The 16,506-nt window shown below is 41.3% G+C and carries 15 protein-coding genes; 4 read left to right on the plus strand and 11 right to left on the minus strand.

Annotated elements, in window-relative coordinates; translation table 11 throughout:
* Positions 1–59 precede the first annotated feature (59 nt).
* A complete protein-coding gene (gene hemJ, locus JMY02_RS05040) occupies positions 60–494 on the plus strand; it encodes a protoporphyrinogen oxidase HemJ (protein ID WP_131656818.1) in 435 nt (144 codons plus the stop codon).
* A 286-nt stretch (positions 495–780) separates the two neighbouring features.
* Here the strand turns inward: hemJ and JMY02_RS05045 are convergent, their stop codons facing one another.
* The 5 genes from JMY02_RS05045 to JMY02_RS05065 all read right to left on the minus strand — a co-directional run bounded on the left by JMY02_RS05045 (position 781) and on the right by JMY02_RS05065 (position 7,542).
* Complete coding sequence (locus JMY02_RS05045) at positions 781–1,590, minus strand: hypothetical protein (RefSeq protein ID WP_201595902.1); 810 nt, start codon at positions 1,588–1,590, stop codon at positions 781–783.
* 255 nt (positions 1,591–1,845) lie between these two features.
* Positions 1,846–2,349, minus strand: a complete 504-nt coding sequence (locus tag JMY02_RS05050) for a hypothetical protein (RefSeq protein ID WP_201595904.1) — start codon at positions 2,347–2,349, stop codon at positions 1,846–1,848.
* A gap of 117 nt (positions 2,350–2,466) precedes the next feature.
* Positions 2,467–3,183, minus strand: a complete 717-nt coding sequence (gene rph, locus JMY02_RS05055; protein ID WP_021815435.1) for a ribonuclease PH — start codon at positions 3,181–3,183, stop codon at positions 2,467–2,469.
* Positions 3,184–3,426: 243 nt separating this feature from the next.
* Positions 3,427–5,124, minus strand: a complete 1,698-nt coding sequence (locus JMY02_RS05060) for an AMP-binding protein (RefSeq protein ID WP_406947725.1) — start codon at positions 5,122–5,124, stop codon at positions 3,427–3,429.
* A gap of 690 nt (positions 5,125–5,814) precedes the next feature.
* Positions 5,815–7,542, minus strand: a complete 1,728-nt coding sequence (locus JMY02_RS05065) for an AMP-binding protein (protein WP_201595908.1) — start codon at positions 7,540–7,542, stop codon at positions 5,815–5,817.
* Between the two features lie 539 nt (positions 7,543–8,081).
* On the opposite strand from JMY02_RS05065, the gene parC reads away from it, so the two are divergent.
* Together parC and JMY02_RS05075 are read left to right on the plus strand one after the other, a co-directional pair.
* Positions 8,082–10,394: a DNA topoisomerase IV subunit A gene (parC, locus tag JMY02_RS05070; RefSeq protein WP_201595910.1), complete on the plus strand. Its 2,313-nt coding sequence runs from the start codon at positions 8,082–8,084 to the stop codon at positions 10,392–10,394.
* A 31-nt stretch (positions 10,395–10,425) separates the two neighbouring features.
* Positions 10,426–11,508 (plus strand): DUF3644 domain-containing protein, encoded by a 1,083-nt coding sequence (locus JMY02_RS05075; protein ID WP_201595912.1) that lies wholly within the window; start codon positions 10,426–10,428, stop codon positions 11,506–11,508.
* A 168-nt stretch (positions 11,509–11,676) separates the two neighbouring features.
* Here JMY02_RS05075 and JMY02_RS05080 read toward each other — a convergent pair whose 3' ends face one another.
* From JMY02_RS05080 to JMY02_RS05095, 4 genes are all read right to left on the minus strand, one after another.
* A complete protein-coding gene (locus JMY02_RS05080; RefSeq protein WP_201595914.1) occupies positions 11,677–12,183 on the minus strand; it encodes a hypothetical protein in 507 nt (168 codons plus the stop codon).
* A gap of 400 nt (positions 12,184–12,583) precedes the next feature.
* Complete coding sequence (locus JMY02_RS05085) at positions 12,584–13,081, minus strand: BLUF domain-containing protein (RefSeq protein ID WP_201595916.1); 498 nt, start codon at positions 13,079–13,081, stop codon at positions 12,584–12,586.
* 185 nt (positions 13,082–13,266) lie between these two features.
* A complete protein-coding gene (locus JMY02_RS05090; protein ID WP_201595918.1) occupies positions 13,267–13,773 on the minus strand; it encodes a BLUF domain-containing protein in 507 nt (168 codons plus the stop codon).
* Positions 13,774–13,965: 192 nt separating this feature from the next.
* Positions 13,966–14,538 (minus strand): hemerythrin domain-containing protein, encoded by a 573-nt coding sequence (locus JMY02_RS05095; RefSeq protein WP_227678421.1) that lies wholly within the window; start codon positions 14,536–14,538, stop codon positions 13,966–13,968.
* A gap of 364 nt (positions 14,539–14,902) precedes the next feature.
* On the opposite strand from JMY02_RS05095, the gene JMY02_RS05100 reads away from it, so the two are divergent.
* Positions 14,903–15,739 carry a Cof-type HAD-IIB family hydrolase gene (locus JMY02_RS05100; RefSeq protein ID WP_201595920.1) on the plus strand — a complete coding sequence of 279 codons (837 nt, stop codon included), beginning with the start codon at positions 14,903–14,905 and terminating at the stop codon, positions 15,737–15,739.
* Between the two features lie 151 nt (positions 15,740–15,890).
* Here JMY02_RS05100 and JMY02_RS05105 read toward each other — a convergent pair whose 3' ends face one another.
* Complete coding sequence (locus JMY02_RS05105; RefSeq protein WP_040641711.1) at positions 15,891–16,154, minus strand: hypothetical protein; 264 nt, start codon at positions 16,152–16,154, stop codon at positions 15,891–15,893.
* Between the two features lie 53 nt (positions 16,155–16,207).
* A complete protein-coding gene (locus tag JMY02_RS05110) occupies positions 16,208–16,471 on the minus strand; it encodes a hypothetical protein (RefSeq protein WP_201595922.1) in 264 nt (87 codons plus the stop codon).
* Positions 16,472–16,506: the final 35 nt, after the last annotated feature.

Below are 16,506 nucleotides of genomic sequence, written 5' to 3' on the forward strand. Positions count from 1 at the left end.
AAGCTTGCCAGCCTCATTTACGGCGCCAATAAGCTGGAATACACATAAGAGAGACGATCATGCCAGATTATTTTAACTGGATTAAAGCGGCACACATTATCTCGATGGTCTGCTGGTTTGCGGCGATATTTTATTTGCCGCGCCTGTTCGTCTATCACGCGATGAGCGACGATAGCATCAGCCATGAGCGCTTTACCATTATGGAGCGCAAGCTCTATCGCGGCATTATGACCCCAGCGATGATAGCAACATGGGTATTTGGCCTATGGATGGTAGGATTGGGCTGGGAGGTTTATAAAACCCAAGGCTGGTTACACGTCAAGCTGCTACTGGTAGTACTACTGTCTGGCTATCATGGTGCCTGCGGCTTTTACCGCAAAAAACTGATAGACAACCCGCATTATAAATCCCACAAATTTTGGCGCTGGTTTAATGAAGTACCCGTTTTTGCGTTGGTTATTATTGTGATTTTAGCGGTGGTAAAACCTTTTTAAAATTGATTTCCTTGCAAATTGCCAAAGATATATTTGAAATACTTTAAAGTCGCTACAGTATTGCTGGTGTAAATTTTTTGCAGCATCGAGCTGCGTAGGCACAGCAAGCCAGAAAAATTTTCACCAGCAGTACGTGTTATATCGATATTACTTTTCACTGACTGATATCTTAAAAAATAAAAAAGCGTCCGTAACCTTAAATAAGTTACAGACGCTTTTTTATTTTTGCTAATCAGACCTAAAGCAATATTAGTAGTAAGGTTTATTATAACGCTATCAACACGCCTTAAACGCTCGGACGCATGATTTGATAGACGTTGCTCAAATCATAAACCCGATAACGTGCAGGTTCACGTCGGTTTTGTCCAGCATAGCTCAGTATCAGCGCTTGCTTAGCGCGCTCATCAACCCAGCCTACAAACAAACCACTGTGCTCAACACGATTATAGCCATGATTGATATAGTATAGCCAATCGCCAACTTCAATCTCATCACTACTCGCATAAGGGCCTTGACCGTACGTGCCTTTATGAATGGTATCACGAGACACCCCTGCCCGTTTGAACACAGCATTAAGATAATCCCAGCAACCGCCTTGCACAATCGCACGCTCATTTAGCGTCATCTTACGTGCTGTACTGATTACCTCACGCGCAGCCAGACTGCTTTGCATCTCGGCCGTGCTCAAGAGCGGTAAATGCTCACTGTCGACATTATCATAGTTACCAGACAAAAACGCTGGTAGCACCGCAGGGATTTGACGCTGTACCTCAGGATAACGATATGCGGTATTGATCGTTGGCGAATTGCCATTATTGGTTATATTTGGCGCATTATTGTTTGAATAAACCGTATTGGTCGTTGTTTGAATATTGGTAGGATTTGAGCGATGTGTGCCAGCACGTTGAATGGTAGAGCGAGTACTGACTTTGGCAGAGGGTACTGACGAGTTATAATGAATATTGGTATTAGACTGAGCAGATTTTTGAGCAATAAGCGCACTCATATTATCAGCATGGGCTTGGCTTGTTAGGCCAAAAGTAAACAACAACAAACTGCACGACGCTGTAACCAACGACACGGGCGAACGCGACATGACCAACTCCTTGTCAATAAGAGATAAATGACAAAATAAACAATGGTATCAAGGAAAATTTTTCAATCTTACTTATAAACTATTTAGGCAGGAGTCTGCAAGCATTATTGCACTTAGATAACCGATAGAAGGCATAAAAATAGCGATAAATGGTTAGGGCGTGTTTGATATTCGACTATGGCACTGACAGAGATTATTACACTATCCTGAGATAACATAAGCGTTTTTAACACGTATCACTTCATAGGCAGCGAGCTAAGAATGGGGCTCATCATTGCCCATCTTGATATTTACATGGCGCTTGCTCAATGCTTGACCTTCCAAGATAGCTTTGGTAGCGGTTGCTTCTTGGATACTTTCAAAGCCGCTGATATGGTATTTACGGTTATCATCACCGTCAACAATCTGTAACTGCTCATCAATAAGATGAACTTTATCGCCATCAGCCAGATGGATGTGCTCACGTTTGCCTTGATTGTCATGCACCAGCTCACCAACACGTACCCACAAGATACCGCTGCTAATGACACCTGTCATGGCTTTTTTGCGTTGTTGACGTTGCCGATTAAAAACAAAACTGCCAATGATAAGCAATGCCAGCGCACCAATAGCCAGACGTTCAGGCAATAGACTCATTGCCAGCGCTACCGCCACTGCACCCACCAATAATGCTGACCCAAACCAAAACAAGCCATTGTCCGCCGCTTGTGGCTGACCCTGTAAAGTGATTTTGGCGCCATCATCAGTCAGCTTGAGCATACGTTAGTACCTATTACAAAAATTAGGGTGATTGTCTATGAAAAAACTGCCTATCAAGAGCTAACAGGCAGTTATTGGAACGAAAAATCGAGACAGCGTGCTGAAGATAAAAACAGATTACCAGCCAAGCGCTGTCTGTTGCATTTTAATCAATTCCGCAATGCCTTTTTCGGCAAGAATCAACATATCATCGGCTTGCGCACGAGTAAATGGCTTCTCTTCCGCTGTGCCTTGTAGCTCAATAAACTCACCTTTTTGGGTCATCACGACGTTCAAATCGGTATCACAGCTGGCGTCTTCTTCATAGTTCAAATCTAGGTACGCTTCGCCATCTTTCATACCGACAGAAACAGCTGCAACCAGACCAATTAACGGATCTGCTTTTAGTTTTTTGGTTTTTTGGATACTTTCTAATGCATCGATAAGGGCAATGGCCGCACCCGTCACACTAGCGGTACGAGTACCACCATCGGCTTGTAAAACATCACAATCAAGATAAATGGTGTTTTCACCCAGCTTACTTAAGTCAATCATGGCACGTAAGCTACGACCGATTAAGCGCTGAATCTCTTGGGTACGACCTGACTGCTTGCCGCGTGCCGCTTCACGTTGATTACGGGTATTGGTCGCTCGTGGTAACATGCCATATTCGGCAGTGATCCAACCTTTGCCTTTGCCTTTTAGCCAGCGCGGTACGCCCGACTCAACACTAGCGGTACACAATACTTTGGTATCGCCAAAACTTACCAACACTGACCCTTCGGCATGCTTAGTGTAATGGCGCTCAAAGCTGATCGAGCGAAGTTGGTCGAGCTCACGATTGTCAATACGCATAAAAATTCCTAGTAAGATGTTTTAAAAGCAGTGTCATAAAAATAAGAGGTCTGTTGCAGTTGGGCTGAGCAATCTATATTTAGCAAAGTATGTACACACTAAAAAATGAGAATGGCAGGCCTTAGCACACTTAAATATTGAGATATCCTAACGTGACAGCGGCGCAATAGCAAGATTCTCTCAAGCTATGACGCCGCTACGTAGCCATGGAGCTGGCGTACCAAAGAAAGAATAACCGTAAAATTATTCTAACCCTTCCATCTTACGCAATTCTTTACGTAGGATTTTACCAACGTTCGATTTTGGTAATTCATCCACAAATTGTATATGGCGTGGACGCTTATAGCCCGTCAATTGCTTTTTGCCAAAATCTAGCAACTCTTGTTCTGTGACGTTGCCTTTTTTGACCACAAATAATTTTGGTTCTTCACCGCGCTCTTCATTGGGTACACCAATGGCACCGCACTCCGCTACGGCCGGATGCTCGCTCATGGCTTCTTCGATCTCATTGGGATAGACGTTAAAACCAGAAACCAAAATCATATCTTTTTTGCGGTCGACAATTTTGATAAAGCCTTTTTCATCCATGATACCGATATCACCTGTTTTTAGGTAACCATTGGCCGTAAAACTTTCGGCCGTTTCTTTTGGACGATTTTGATAGCCAATCATGACCTGCGGCCCTTTGACACAAATCTCGCCACGATCACCTAGGGCGACTTCGTTTTCGTCATCATCGATTAGTATGATATCCGTGCTAGATGCAGGAATACCAATTTTATTGGTAAATTCAGCAATAGTCATTGGGTTAAACGCAACCACTGGTGAGGTCTCAGACAAACCATATCCTTCTACGATAGGCAGGCCTGTGATTTTGTGCCACTCTTTGGCCACGCTCGGCAACACGGACATACCGCCGCCAATAGAGGCTTTTAGGTTAGAAAAATCTAAATCCGCAAAACCTTCTTTATGCACCAAACCATTGAACAAGGTATTTACCGCAGGGATAAAAGAGGGTTTGTATTTGCCCATCTCTTTAATCAGACCGTCAAGGTCGCGAGGGTTCGGGATAAGCAAACCCGCATAGCCTTGGTACATGCCATACATACCGCACACCATGAAGGAGAAGACGTGATAAAGCGGCAACGCGGTCAAAATAACGTCGCTTGCATCCGCATCATCTTCAAACGCACTGTTCATAAGCGCGCTAATCTGCAACATATTGGCGACTAAATTACCGTGAGACAACATCGCGCCTTTAGCAACGCCTGTCGTACCGCCCGTATATTGTAGCAAAGCCACATCGCTCAAATTCAAATCAGGGCGTTTATAATGGCTGGCTGATACCTCGCTTAATGCATGCTTAAAGCTCACGCTATTTGGCAAACTGTAAGCAGGAATCATCTTTTTGATATAGCGTGCGACAAGGTTAACCACTGGTCCTTTGATCGTTCCTAGCATATCGCCAATCTTACAGACGATGACATGCTTAACTTGACCTTTATCTTCTGCTTCTTGGTATGTTTTTGCAAAATTTTCTACAATGAATAAGGCTTTTGTACCACTGTCATGCAGCTGATGCGATAACTCGCGGCTGGTATACAAAGGGTTGACGTTGACCAGCACCATACCTGCGCGGATAATCCCCAAAGCAACCACTGGATACTGCAAAAGGTTCGGCATCATTACGCCAACTTTATCGCCCTTAGCCAGTCCTAACGACTGCAAATAGCTGGCAATCTGGCGACTGTATAAGTCTAATTGCTTAAAGCTGATGGAAGCGCCCATACAGATATAGGCCGTTTTTTGTCCATAACGACTAAAATTACGCTCAAACACCTCAAGTAAAGAGGTGTTGTCATCTGGCATATCGATAGTAGCGTCAATACCATAGCGCTCATAAGCGCTCAACCATGGGCTGTCGCTAGGTATCGTCGGCATAGTAGGAAATACATTGTCTTGATGAGCGTTGTCTTGATGAGTACTGATTTTATGGTTACTGTTTTCTTGGTTACTGTTTTGTTGAATACTATCAGACGCATTGCTTTTATTGCTGGTCGCAGCTTTATCGTTTGTCGTCTTTTTATCGATTGTGTCGGTCATAACTTTCCCTAAATGTTACCGTTAAAAACGTAAAATAATCTCAGGTATGTCCTCATTTTGAAAATGATCATAAAAATGAGGACACGCCCTAATGAACACACCATTATTTTTTGTGAGTGGTCAATGACAGCAAAAACTTGTGAATAATAAACGTGGTAACACTCTAAAGTTTGTCATTCACAAGCTTTGTCGATCAAAGCGTCAGCTAAGCCAAATAGAGATGGCGTCATACTTCGGTAGCACCGAATCAAATAACTTTTTTCCATGACAGTTTTACCGGAATCAGAGCGTAAAACTGATGACATTTTGTAGATAAATACAAAAATATGTCGCTGAGCACTATAGCAGTTTTGCTAAACATTCTCTATCTATACTGGCGTCGTCCTAAGGCTAGCAAAGTGGCAAAGACAAAAAAATGATAAGGCAGCCTATAAGCAACCTTATCATTTTTGATTGGACTGTCATTCTGTTTGGTGCCTACCACTCATAGGCACTCGTAATAAACGTTATAAGTTCAATATGGATGGATTAACCGTGATTCTTTTCTTCAAGCGTGCGTAAATCTTTATGTAAAATCTTACCGACGTTTGACTTCGGCAACTCATCGATGAACTCAACATAACGAGGACGCTTATAACCAGTTAAATTTTCTTTGCTATAAGCAAGCACTTCTTCTTTAGTCAAACTGTCATCACTACGGACGACATAGATTTTTGGTACTTCGCCGCTCTTTTCATCTTCGACACCGATGACGCCACATTCCAGAATCTTTGGATGACCTGACATTACATCTTCGACTTCGTTTGGATAGACGTTGAAGCCTGATACCAGAATCATATTCTTTTTGCGATCGACAATCTTAAAATAACCTTCTTCGTCCATCACACCGATATCACCCGTACGGAAATAGCCATCTGCTGTCATGACTTCAGCAGTTGCATCATCACGTTTCCAGTAGCCTTTCATTACCTGCGGCCCGCGGACACAAATCTCACCGCGCTCTCCAAGTGCCACTTCATTGCCTTCTTCATCCAAAATAGCCATATCAGTCGCAGGCATCGGTAAACCAATATTACCAGAGAACTCACCAGTGCCATGTGGATTTGCTGACGCAACAGGCGATGTCTCTGACAAACCATAACCCTGCACGATAACGTTGCCTGTTATTTGTTGCCATTTAGCAGCGGTGTCTTTGAGTACCGCCATACCGCCGCCCATAGACATCTCAAGTTTGCTATGATCCATACCTTGGAACTCTTCATTATTAGCAAGCGCATTAAACAACGTGTTTACTGCTGGGAAAAACGCTGGCGGATAATCTTTGTAGGCTTTGATTAAGCTTGGTAAATCACGTGGATTCGGCACGAGCAAACCAATACAACCACGGTACAGGCCATACATACCACACACGGTAAATGAGAAAATATGATACAACGGCAGTGCGGTCATAATCACTGGTTGCTCATTTAACGTTTCAAACTTATCAAAGGCATTGCCCAAATACGTATCACATTGGATGAGGTTGGCGACCAAATTACCGTGGGTGAGCATTGCACCTTTGGCCACGCCTGTTGTACCACCGGTGTATTGTAGGACAGCCACATCGTCAAGACTGATATTGTTGGGACGCTTGTAGTTTTCGGCAGAAAAACGATTTAGGGCTTTTTTGAATTTTACACTGTCCTTGATATGATAATCAGGAACCATTTTTTTGATATGACGAACGACTGCATTGACGATAAAACCTTTGAGTGGGCTCATTAGATCGCCCATCGACGTGATTACCACATGGTCGACCAAATCTTTACCAATATCGTCATACGTTTTGGCAAAGTTTTCAAGCAAAATCAGGGCTTTGGTGTCAGAGTCTTCTAACTGATGGGCAAGCTCTTTTGTGGTATAAAGCGGATTGACATTGACCAGCGTCATGCCAGCTCTTAGTACACCCAACACAGCAACGGGCAGCTGCAAAATATTGGGCATCATCACCGCCACTTTATCACCCTTTTGTAGCCCAAGTGACTGTAAATAGGCAGCAACTTGTTTACTGTAGCGGTCTAATTCTTCGTAAGACAGTTTGACATCCATACATACAAATGCAGTTTTGCCTGCATGGGTAATGAAGTTCTGCTCAATGATATCGATTAATGAAGTATTGGCAGCTGGCATCTCAATATCGTATTGAATGCCAAGTTTTTCATACGTATTGACCCATACTTTATCATTGCGACGAATTAGGTTACCGTGATTTTCCATAATCTTTTTTCTCCTAGTAATAATGCGCTACCGTCAATCCATACCAATCACAGTGTGATAAAAATACGACAACTCAGAACACAAACTTGTCATCATAATGGCAAGCAAAGCTGCGACGTAATCGTATCGTGACGGACAAACGGTATAGCGGTAAATAGCCCTTTATTAATTAACATACACACTTTATATAGACTACTCAATACAAAAGATTGTTACTTGAGTTCGCAAACTGGCTTGACTAACCATTATCCAATACATATCAATCATTTAGCCATAGGTATCGAACAAATTACCAATGGTTTTTTGACGAACATTTATTCATGAAAATCTGTTAATTTTAAATTGAATCGGTCAGTACAGATGACATAATGGGCAATCTATATTATAAATAGAAAACCACATGAGCACGTCATACACTGTCGTCTATTCTGACTTATGCCTTTTTAATTCGGCCAATATCCTTTACGATAGCACTATTCTATTTGCTCGATTGCCCCAATTGTTGATACCTATTAAAACTCATAAGTGAACCCTATTTTATGTCCGATGTTATTGATCATACGATTGCCCCTATTATTCCTAATGAACCAATGGATACGCGCTCGGTCGCGGAGTTCACTGAGCAAGCCTATCTCAACTATGCCATGTACGTTATTATGGATCGGGCGCTACCCAATATCGCCGACGGTCTAAAACCGGTACAACGCCGCATTGTCTACGCCATGAGTGAGCTGGGGCTAAAATCAACAGCCAAAGCCAAAAAGTCAGCTCGTACGGTCGGTGACGTCCTAGGTAAATACCATCCGCATGGTGACAGTGCCTGTTATGAAGCGATGGTGCTCATGGCGCAGCCGTTTAGTTATCGTTATCCGCTCATTACGGGTCAAGGCAACTGGGGCAGCCCCGATGACCCCAAATCATTTGCCGCGATGCGTTATACCGAAGCCAAAATGTCTGCTTATGCCAATACATTGCTTGCCGAACTCGGACAGGGCACGGTTGATTGGCAAGATAACTTTGATGGCACGATGCAGGAGCCAACCACCTTGCCTGCCCGCCTACCTAATATTTTATTAAATGGTACGACGGGTATCGCGGTCGGTATGGCAACCGATATCCCGCCGCATAATCTGAATGAAGTAGTACGCGCGGCTATTCGTTTGCTCAAAAACCCTGAGCTTTCTGTTAAACAATTAACCCAGACCATACCCGCACCTGATTTGCCGACCCCAGCTGAAATTATAACCAGCAAAAAAGACTTACAGGCGATGTATGAAACGGGGCGTGGCAGCTATAAAATGCGCGCCACCTTTCATATCGACAGCAAAGAAAAAAATCTCGTTATCATTGATGCGCTGCCTTACCAAGTCTCAGGCAATAAAATCCAAGAGCAAATCGCCAAGCTCATGACCGACAAAAAGCTGCCTTGGATTACCGATATTCATGATGAGTCAGACCACGAAAACGCGTGCCGTATCGTGCTCGAACTGCGATCGGCGCGCGTCGATGTTGAGCGGGTTATGAGCCATCTGTTTGCCAGTACTGACCTTGAAAGCAATTATCGGGTCAATATGAATATGATTGGCCTAAATGGTAAGCCGCAGGTCAAAAACCTCAAAGAAATCTTAGAAGAATGGCTCATCTGCCGTCGCTCAGTGGTCACGCGCCGTTTGCAATATCGCCTTGATAAAATCGATAAGCGCTTGCATATCCTCGCGGGCTTACTGATTGCTTATCTTAATATTGATGAAGTGATACGTATTATTCGTGAAGAAGACGATCCAAAATTGTCTTTGATGCAAGACTATGATCTCACCGAGATTCAGGCCAATGCCATCTTGGATATTCGTCTGCGTCAGCTAGCAAAATTAGAAGAGATTGAGCTACGCCGTGAGCAAGATGAGCTGGCTGCCGAACGTGCCATTATTCAAGAATACTTGGACAACCCAGACAGTCTGACCAATCTGATGATCGATGAGATGACCGCCGATATGAAAGAGCACGGCAACGAGCGCGTATCGCCATTAGCAGAACGCGAAGAAGCACAGGCATTAAAAGAATCCGACCTCGTCCCGAGTGAGCCTGTTACTGCGATCCTATCAAAAGCAGGCTGGATTCGCGCCGCTAAAGGCCATGACGTCGATGCCGCTGGTATGAGCTATCGCTCAGGTGACAGCTATCAAGCGCACGTGCGCGGTAAATCCAATGAAAAAATCTACGTGCTCGACAGTACTGGACGCAGCTATAGTATCGATGCGCACAACCTTGCCTCTGCCCGTGGTCAAGGCGATCCGCTGACCAGCGTACTAAAACCACCAGCAGGTGCCAGCTTTGAGCAATTATTAACCGGTGACGATAATCAGCGCATCATCCTTGCCAGCTCAGCAGGTTATGGTTTTATCAATACGATTGGCAATCTCGATAGCAATCAGAAAGCGGGTAAAAACATCATTAACTTAGCGGCTGATAGTCGCCTGCTTCCCATTGTACGTATCGAGGCACCAGTAGATATGACTGCTAATAACAATGCTGAAGGCGAAAACAGCAACGCACGTATGGCGCCTGACCATATCGCTGTCGTCACCAATGCGGGATACTTGTTGATGTTTGCTCTTGATGATTTACCTGAACAGGCGCGCGGTAAAGGCAATAAATTGATTAAATTAAAAGAGAATGAAGAGGTATTAGTGATCACACCACTCAATCAAAAAGATAGCCTCGTCATTACCGCTGGCAAACGTCATGTGACCCTAAAGCCCAATGATTTAGCCAACTATACGGGCACTCGTGGTAATCGCGGCGGACAGTTGCCAAGAGGCTTTCAAAATGTGACGAGTGTTGAGGTTGGGTAGAATTTAATTCAAATTTGGAGTTATAAGTTTTATGTTTTTAAGAAGAGGTAAAACAAAATCAACCCTAGAAAGTTCAATTGATTCAGCTCTACTTGCAGTTGAAATTTATAATAAGCCAAGAACTCCATTTAGAGTAGAAGCATATATTACACATATGATAATGGCGTGGACGCGATTATTCCATGCCCACTTTCATCATACAATTGGGGATAAATACTACTATAAGAATATAAAAGGACATTATGAAAACATTGATGGTGAAAGAAAAGCTTGGGAACTAAGAACTTGCATCAGCAAGTATGCAAAAATCTCAATCCCAATAGAACATAATCTTTTATTTTTTATAAAATTAAGAAATAAAATCGAGCATAGACATATAGATAAAGATGAAGTTGGAGTAATGATTTTTGGTGAATGCCAGTCTCTACTTTATAATTATGAGACTATGCTAATTAATTTTTTCGGAGAGGAATATGCTCTGAATGAGAGTTTAGCATTTTCTTTACAATTTTCTAGGATGAGACAATCCTCACAACTAGAGTCGAGTAAAAAATTGCTTTCGAAGGAAGTTAAAGAACTCAAAAACTTCATAGAAACTTATAGGTTTTCATTAACTGATAGTGTCTTCAACACTTTAGAGTACAGTATTAAGCTGATTGAAGTTCCAAAAATATCTAATACTAATAGGAATGATTTATCAGTAGACTTTGTAAACTGGAACTCTATTTCTCAGTCTGATAAAGACAGCTACGATAAGCTTACTACTATTATAAAAGATAAAGTTATTAAAAAAGAGGTTATTAATCCAGGCAAAAGTAAGCCTGGTGATATAATTAAGACTGTTAATTCGAAAAGTGCATTCAAGATTAACCAACATGATCATATGTGCCTATACACATGTTTCAAGATACGTCCAACAAAAAAAGATGATAAAGATCCTTTTGATACCAACACTAATTACTGTCGCTATGATGAGGTACATAACGATTATGTGTATCAAGATTTATGGGCTGAGTTTATAGTCAAAGCTATTAATTCAGGTAAACTTGATCAAAACTTATGGAAGAGCAAACATAGTAAGAACCAATATTTAAATATTAAAGACTTTGAGTAATAATACTGTTCAGCTTGAAATGTCTTTCATAGAATCAAGACCTAAATATATAGACTCTCTTCATAGGTCGGAACTTTTACCTATATATGTAACCTGCTCTCATTAAAAAGCCGCCTATACACAATATATAGACGGCTTTTTTATACATTAGCTAAAACAACCAAGGCATCAATACCGACCCATCTCAACCGTTGTCTCAGCAAGTACCATATCGCCTTGCCACGCCTGCACATCTACCGTATACAGATGGTTTTTACCGCCTGAACAGGGTGGTTTATACGCTCCTCCCACTTCGCCTGCACGGCTACGGTATTCGGCGACCATTTCAATACCGACTGGCACTTCATAAGTATGACCAAATACGCGTGGTATTTCTGCGCTCGTGGCACCTTTCGGTAATGCAAACTCTACAATGCCATGTCCACCATTTTGCATACGTTTATTGCTCACATCGTTGTAAACGAATACCAAGCTCTCCGCGCCTACCGGAATATCTGTGACTGTCATGCTTGGCGTGGCTGGACTTTTGCCATCATAGTTTAGGCACTGCTGACCTTCAGGTATTTTTTTACCGTTCCAAGAGGCATCAGCAAACTTAACATCCATAGCGAATGTGCTGGCAGATAAAGCAAGTGCTGTTAGAGCGACTACTTTTTTGAGGGTAAAGACTTTCATATTTCTTCCTTTAGGTAGTTGATGCCTTAATAAAGAGAGACGCTATTATCTTGTTAACCGATATTGATCGTTAATCCTAACCTTATAATAAATAGATACTGTTAAGATAATTGGAATATGAACATATTCCGGCAGTAACATCATAGTATCAAGTTAAAAATCATGGTTTTTCGGTAAGTCGATAAGTGTTGCAGCATTTATTGATATGATTTATGAGAAGCAGGCTATGCCGATTCAATCAATTTATGATCAAAAAATAAGAGATTTTTTCGTCTTATATCTGATATAAGTTCTTTTAAATTATGCCTCTCAAATTTTTTCTTAAAAGTTTGGGCTAAAATCTCAGCCTACGCATAATTCTATCTCATATAATTTTTATTAAATTAAATGACAGTCACAGTTAATTGATATCGCTATCTTTAGATATGGTTAGACCTTTCTCTTCAAAAATCGATTGCATAAAGCCTGTGATTTGTGTTTGTTTCATTAGATAGGGGTTGAAGTCAGCACCTGCTGAGAAACTCTTTAATGTATATTCTTCATCTTCAGTGCTTGACGTTAAATATTTGATTAAATAGCCATTCCATTTACGTACGTCTATCTCCTCAACCTCAACGATATGAGGTAATACAGACAAATATTCGTTAATCAACTTTGCCAAAACTTCGTTGATAGCAGGCCTTGATCCCTCGAAACTTTGAATAAAATAATGATCGTTAATAGCAACCGCTGAGCTTACATCCATTTCCATCAAATATCTTCGCCAATGCTCAAGAGTGCGAGCCAGTTCTATTCCTGAATTTTCTTCGTTGTTTTTGCCAATATAGGTCAGGCTCATAAGAATATGTTCGCCATCCTTATTACTATTTTCTGAAATATTTTCTGTGATTGTTTGCATAAAAAATCCAATTAATAGAAAGTGAATTTAAAATATTCTTTATAACCGTGTTACCTCAACAATATTTTAAATATGAAATATAGTACTCAAACCTTCATCGGATAGATATTGCGAGAGTCGACCACTAACATCAATTAACGTCTTATGCCGTTGCTCAGAAAACGCTTCATTAAAACCAATGTCAGTTAAAAATAGCTGACCTCATCACCTTGGGAATCTCTGTCTTCAAAGATTGCTTCCATAAAGCTTATAATTTGATTTTTTTTCATTAAATAGGGATTGAAATCGGCACCTGCCGAAAGGCTTTTGAGTGTATATTCCTCATCTTGGGCGCTTGAGGTTAAATATTTGATTAAAAAGCCATCCCACTTACGCACCTCTATTTCCTCAACATCAATGACATGAGGTAAGAAGTACGAGTATTCATTAATCAAGGTTCCTAGTACTTCATTGATAACAGGTCTTGAACCCTCGATATTTTGAATTAAATAATGATCGTTAATGACAAGGGCTGAGGTTATCTCACTTTTTTCATTATTTCTTCGCCATTGTTCAAGGATACGAGTCAACTCTACTCCATTATTCTTTTCACTGTTTTTACCAATATATTTGCCAATATAAGTGAGGCTAACGAGAATATGTTCGCCCTCTACATTATTGCTTTCTGAATTATCGGTTATAATTGTCTGCATAAAAAGCCCCATTCATAAAAACTTTATTTAAATTAAGATACTCTTTAAAGTAGAATATAATCAACAACATTTTTTGTATTTTACTGCCTTTTTGCCTTTTAATGACAATAAAATAACCTTAAAAAAATTTCCAATCCTATCGACAGCATTACCCTAATCGTCAATGAGTCTGCACGGTATATCCCTATAATTTTAATTTAAACCCAAAATAGGAATCACCAAATCTTCTTCATCGGACAAATGCTGCGAGAGCAAATTACTAACATCAATTAATGTCTTGTGCAGTTGCTCACCCAGCACCTTATTTTCACCCTCACTGGTCGCCAGTTGACCATTCAGTGCTTGCAACTCATGCAATAGGCCATCCAAACGCACATGGTCACGGTCCAATATCTCAAAACCTGTTTTTAGTGGTGGATACATGCGAATAAAAGCTGGGAAATAATTGTTATCTTCGATACTGTGGTGTTGATGTAATTTGAAAATGTACTGATTTATCCGTGGTAAGATTTGTGAGCGGTACTGTGCCCAGTCAATATCACCAGACTGATAAGCGTCACTGATTTGCGTAAGGATATGCTGGCGTTTGCGTATATCGGCATGAATATTTAGCCAGCCCGACGTTTTGTAAACATACTCTGCACTGAACCACTTAGTAGGCGGAAGCGTCTCATATAGAAACAACCAATCTGCCTCAAGCCGAGTGTCAGGATGACGCGGTAATAGCGCGTCTTGAGATTTCATATTTTGAGTAGAAGCAGTCATGGTATTGTTCCTATAGGTGGTTTTTGCTTATTCAATTTTTTACTGATGCTAGGGCGTGTCCTCAATCTGAACGAGCGTGACTAAATGGTTTAAAATGGCTAAATATTGAAATCAAACAAAATACTCATTAGCCATGCTAAAAATTCGCGACTATATATGTAGAGTATATATAGAGTTGAAAGATGCGAAATCAATGGTGTACTTGGTTACGTGTTATGAATTTTTCTCATGGTTAACGTTAAAAACTCATTAATCAGCACGTTACACAACTTAGTCAAAAATTCTATTATTTTTGGCTGACGAGCCTGTAGGATAAAACGAATAATAACGAACAAAAATGGCATATAAAACACAAAGGACAACTATGTTTATTGTTGATAAAGCAGCGACAGCCAGTACGAATCACAAACTTCCCACACCCAAAATTATCTTTTTTGATATTGATGATACTTTGAGCCGTAACGGTATTATCGCCGAGCACAACAAAGCGACCCTTGAGCAATTGTCCGAAACGGATATTAAGCTGGTGATTTCAACTGGACGTTCCAAAGCCATCATACCTGATGATATTTTAGCACTGCTTGATGCTGACGTTTTAGATGCCATTATCTGTATGAATGGGCAATATAGCTTTGATAAAAGGGGTCGCATCAGCCACTATCCACTGTCCGCTGAGCAGACAGATAACATTGTCCAGCTTTGCCAACAGAGTGAGCTGATTCATAAGTTTGACTCTGCCACTCATATCGCTTGGTCCAGCGAAAATGAACGCTTACGCGAATACAATGCCAGAACGCCAAACTCTATCGTTGATCCAGTCTATTATCAATCAACCCCTGTGTATCAATGTTCGGTGTTTTTTAATAATCAACAAGACAAAATGCAAGACGTCAACTTTGCCCAGCATGATTTAAAACTGGTGCATTGGCATCAGATCGGTGCAGACATATTGCCAGTGGATGCGTCTAAAGCTCGAGGCATCAAAGATGTGTGCGAGTACTATTCGGTAGATGTCAGTGAGTGTATGGCGTTTGGCGATGGCATGAATGATTTAGAGATGTTTGACTTAGTTGGATTTGCCGTGGCGATGGGGGATGCGCAGCCCGCATTGATAGCACGGGCAGATTTTGTCACTGGCACGATTGAAGCGTTTGGCATACAAGCGGTGCTTGAGCAATTGTGTATAAAGCAAAAGGCTTAAGAGAAACCTCTGTAGACTAGATTTTTAGCTGTTGTAGGCTGATTTTTTAACTCAGCTTACAACCTACAACGTCCTAAGCTGAGCGATAGATCCAGCCTGCGTCACTCCATAAAATCTGTCCTGATTGATGTATACCTCTTTAATCTAGTAATCATTCTCGTCCAGTCATCTGATCATAAGCCCAAATACCGATTTTATAAAGTCTCATAATAATCAAAACGAATAATCCAACTGTGAGAACATAAACTAAAGTTGTCGATACACTCGTCAGTGTATCAATACTAGAGGCCACACTAAGATAAGCCTCTAACGGCCAGCTTTCTATTGCAGTCCCAGTGCCTGCATTAAAGTAGGCGATAATGCCGAACAGACCTATAAGGATAGTGGTCATACCAGCAAGTCTACGATTGTCCATTTCATCTCTCTTTTATCAAATTTCTTGGTGTTCCTAATAATTAGCTAACGCTCTCAGTCCCTTCTCACAACCAAACCATAAACCCAGCCGCCAACTTTATAAAACCCTATGATCATAAGCATAAGCACTAGCGCTGCCAGCACATAAGCCAGCCAGTTTGGTACGTGGCTCAACCAACCAATCGTAAATGCCAAACCCATATAAGTCTCAACTGGCCAATGGATGATAGGCATTGGTGAGCCAGAATTGAACAATGTCATAAAGGCAACCATACCGATTACAGCGACAATGAGTCCAGCACGCTTGCGATTATTCATCTTTTTCCTCTTCTATATTCATTATGCAGTGCTTA

It is taken from the genome of Psychrobacter vallis (assembly GCF_904846715.1).
Lineage (GTDB): Bacteria > Pseudomonadota > Gammaproteobacteria > Pseudomonadales > Moraxellaceae > Psychrobacter > Psychrobacter vallis.

Excerpts from the sequence above, each read along its gene's own strand:
- JMY02_RS05045 (WP_201595902.1), bottom strand. The coding sequence starts at position 1,590 with ATGTCGCGTTCGCCCGTGTCGTTGGTTACAGCGTCGTGCAGTTTGTTG.
- JMY02_RS05050 (WP_201595904.1), bottom strand. The coding sequence starts at position 2,349 with ATGCTCAAGCTGACTGATGATGGCGCCAAAATCACTTTACAGGGTCAG.
- JMY02_RS05095 (WP_227678421.1), bottom strand. The coding sequence starts at position 14,538 with ATGACTGCTTCTACTCAAAATATGAAATCTCAAGACGCGCTATTACCG.
- JMY02_RS05080 (WP_201595914.1), bottom strand. The coding sequence starts at position 12,183 with ATGAAAGTCTTTACCCTCAAAAAAGTAGTCGCTCTAACAGCACTTGCT.
- parC (WP_201595910.1), top strand. The coding sequence starts at position 8,082 with ATGTCCGATGTTATTGATCATACGATTGCCCCTATTATTCCTAATGAA.
- JMY02_RS05110 (WP_201595922.1), bottom strand. The coding sequence starts at position 16,471 with ATGAATAATCGCAAGCGTGCTGGACTCATTGTCGCTGTAATCGGTATG.
- JMY02_RS05090 (WP_201595918.1), bottom strand. The coding sequence starts at position 13,773 with ATGCAGACAATTATAACCGATAATTCAGAAAGCAATAATGTAGAGGGC.
- JMY02_RS05100 (WP_201595920.1), top strand. The coding sequence starts at position 14,903 with ATGTTTATTGTTGATAAAGCAGCGACAGCCAGTACGAATCACAAACTT.
- JMY02_RS05065 (WP_201595908.1), bottom strand. The coding sequence starts at position 7,542 with ATGGAAAATCACGGTAACCTAATTCGTCGCAATGATAAAGTATGGGTC.
- JMY02_RS05060 (WP_406947725.1), bottom strand. The coding sequence starts at position 5,124 with ATGCCGACGATACCTAGCGACAGCCCATGGTTGAGCGCTTATGAGCGC.
- JMY02_RS05105 (WP_040641711.1), bottom strand. The coding sequence starts at position 16,154 with ATGGACAATCGTAGACTTGCTGGTATGACCACTATCCTTATAGGTCTG.
- JMY02_RS05085 (WP_201595916.1), bottom strand. The coding sequence starts at position 13,081 with ATGCAAACAATCACAGAAAATATTTCAGAAAATAGTAATAAGGATGGC.
- rph (WP_021815435.1), bottom strand. The coding sequence starts at position 3,183 with ATGCGTATTGACAATCGTGAGCTCGACCAACTTCGCTCGATCAGCTTT.
- hemJ (WP_131656818.1), top strand. The coding sequence starts at position 60 with ATGCCAGATTATTTTAACTGGATTAAAGCGGCACACATTATCTCGATG.
- JMY02_RS05075 (WP_201595912.1), top strand. The coding sequence starts at position 10,426 with ATGTTTTTAAGAAGAGGTAAAACAAAATCAACCCTAGAAAGTTCAATT.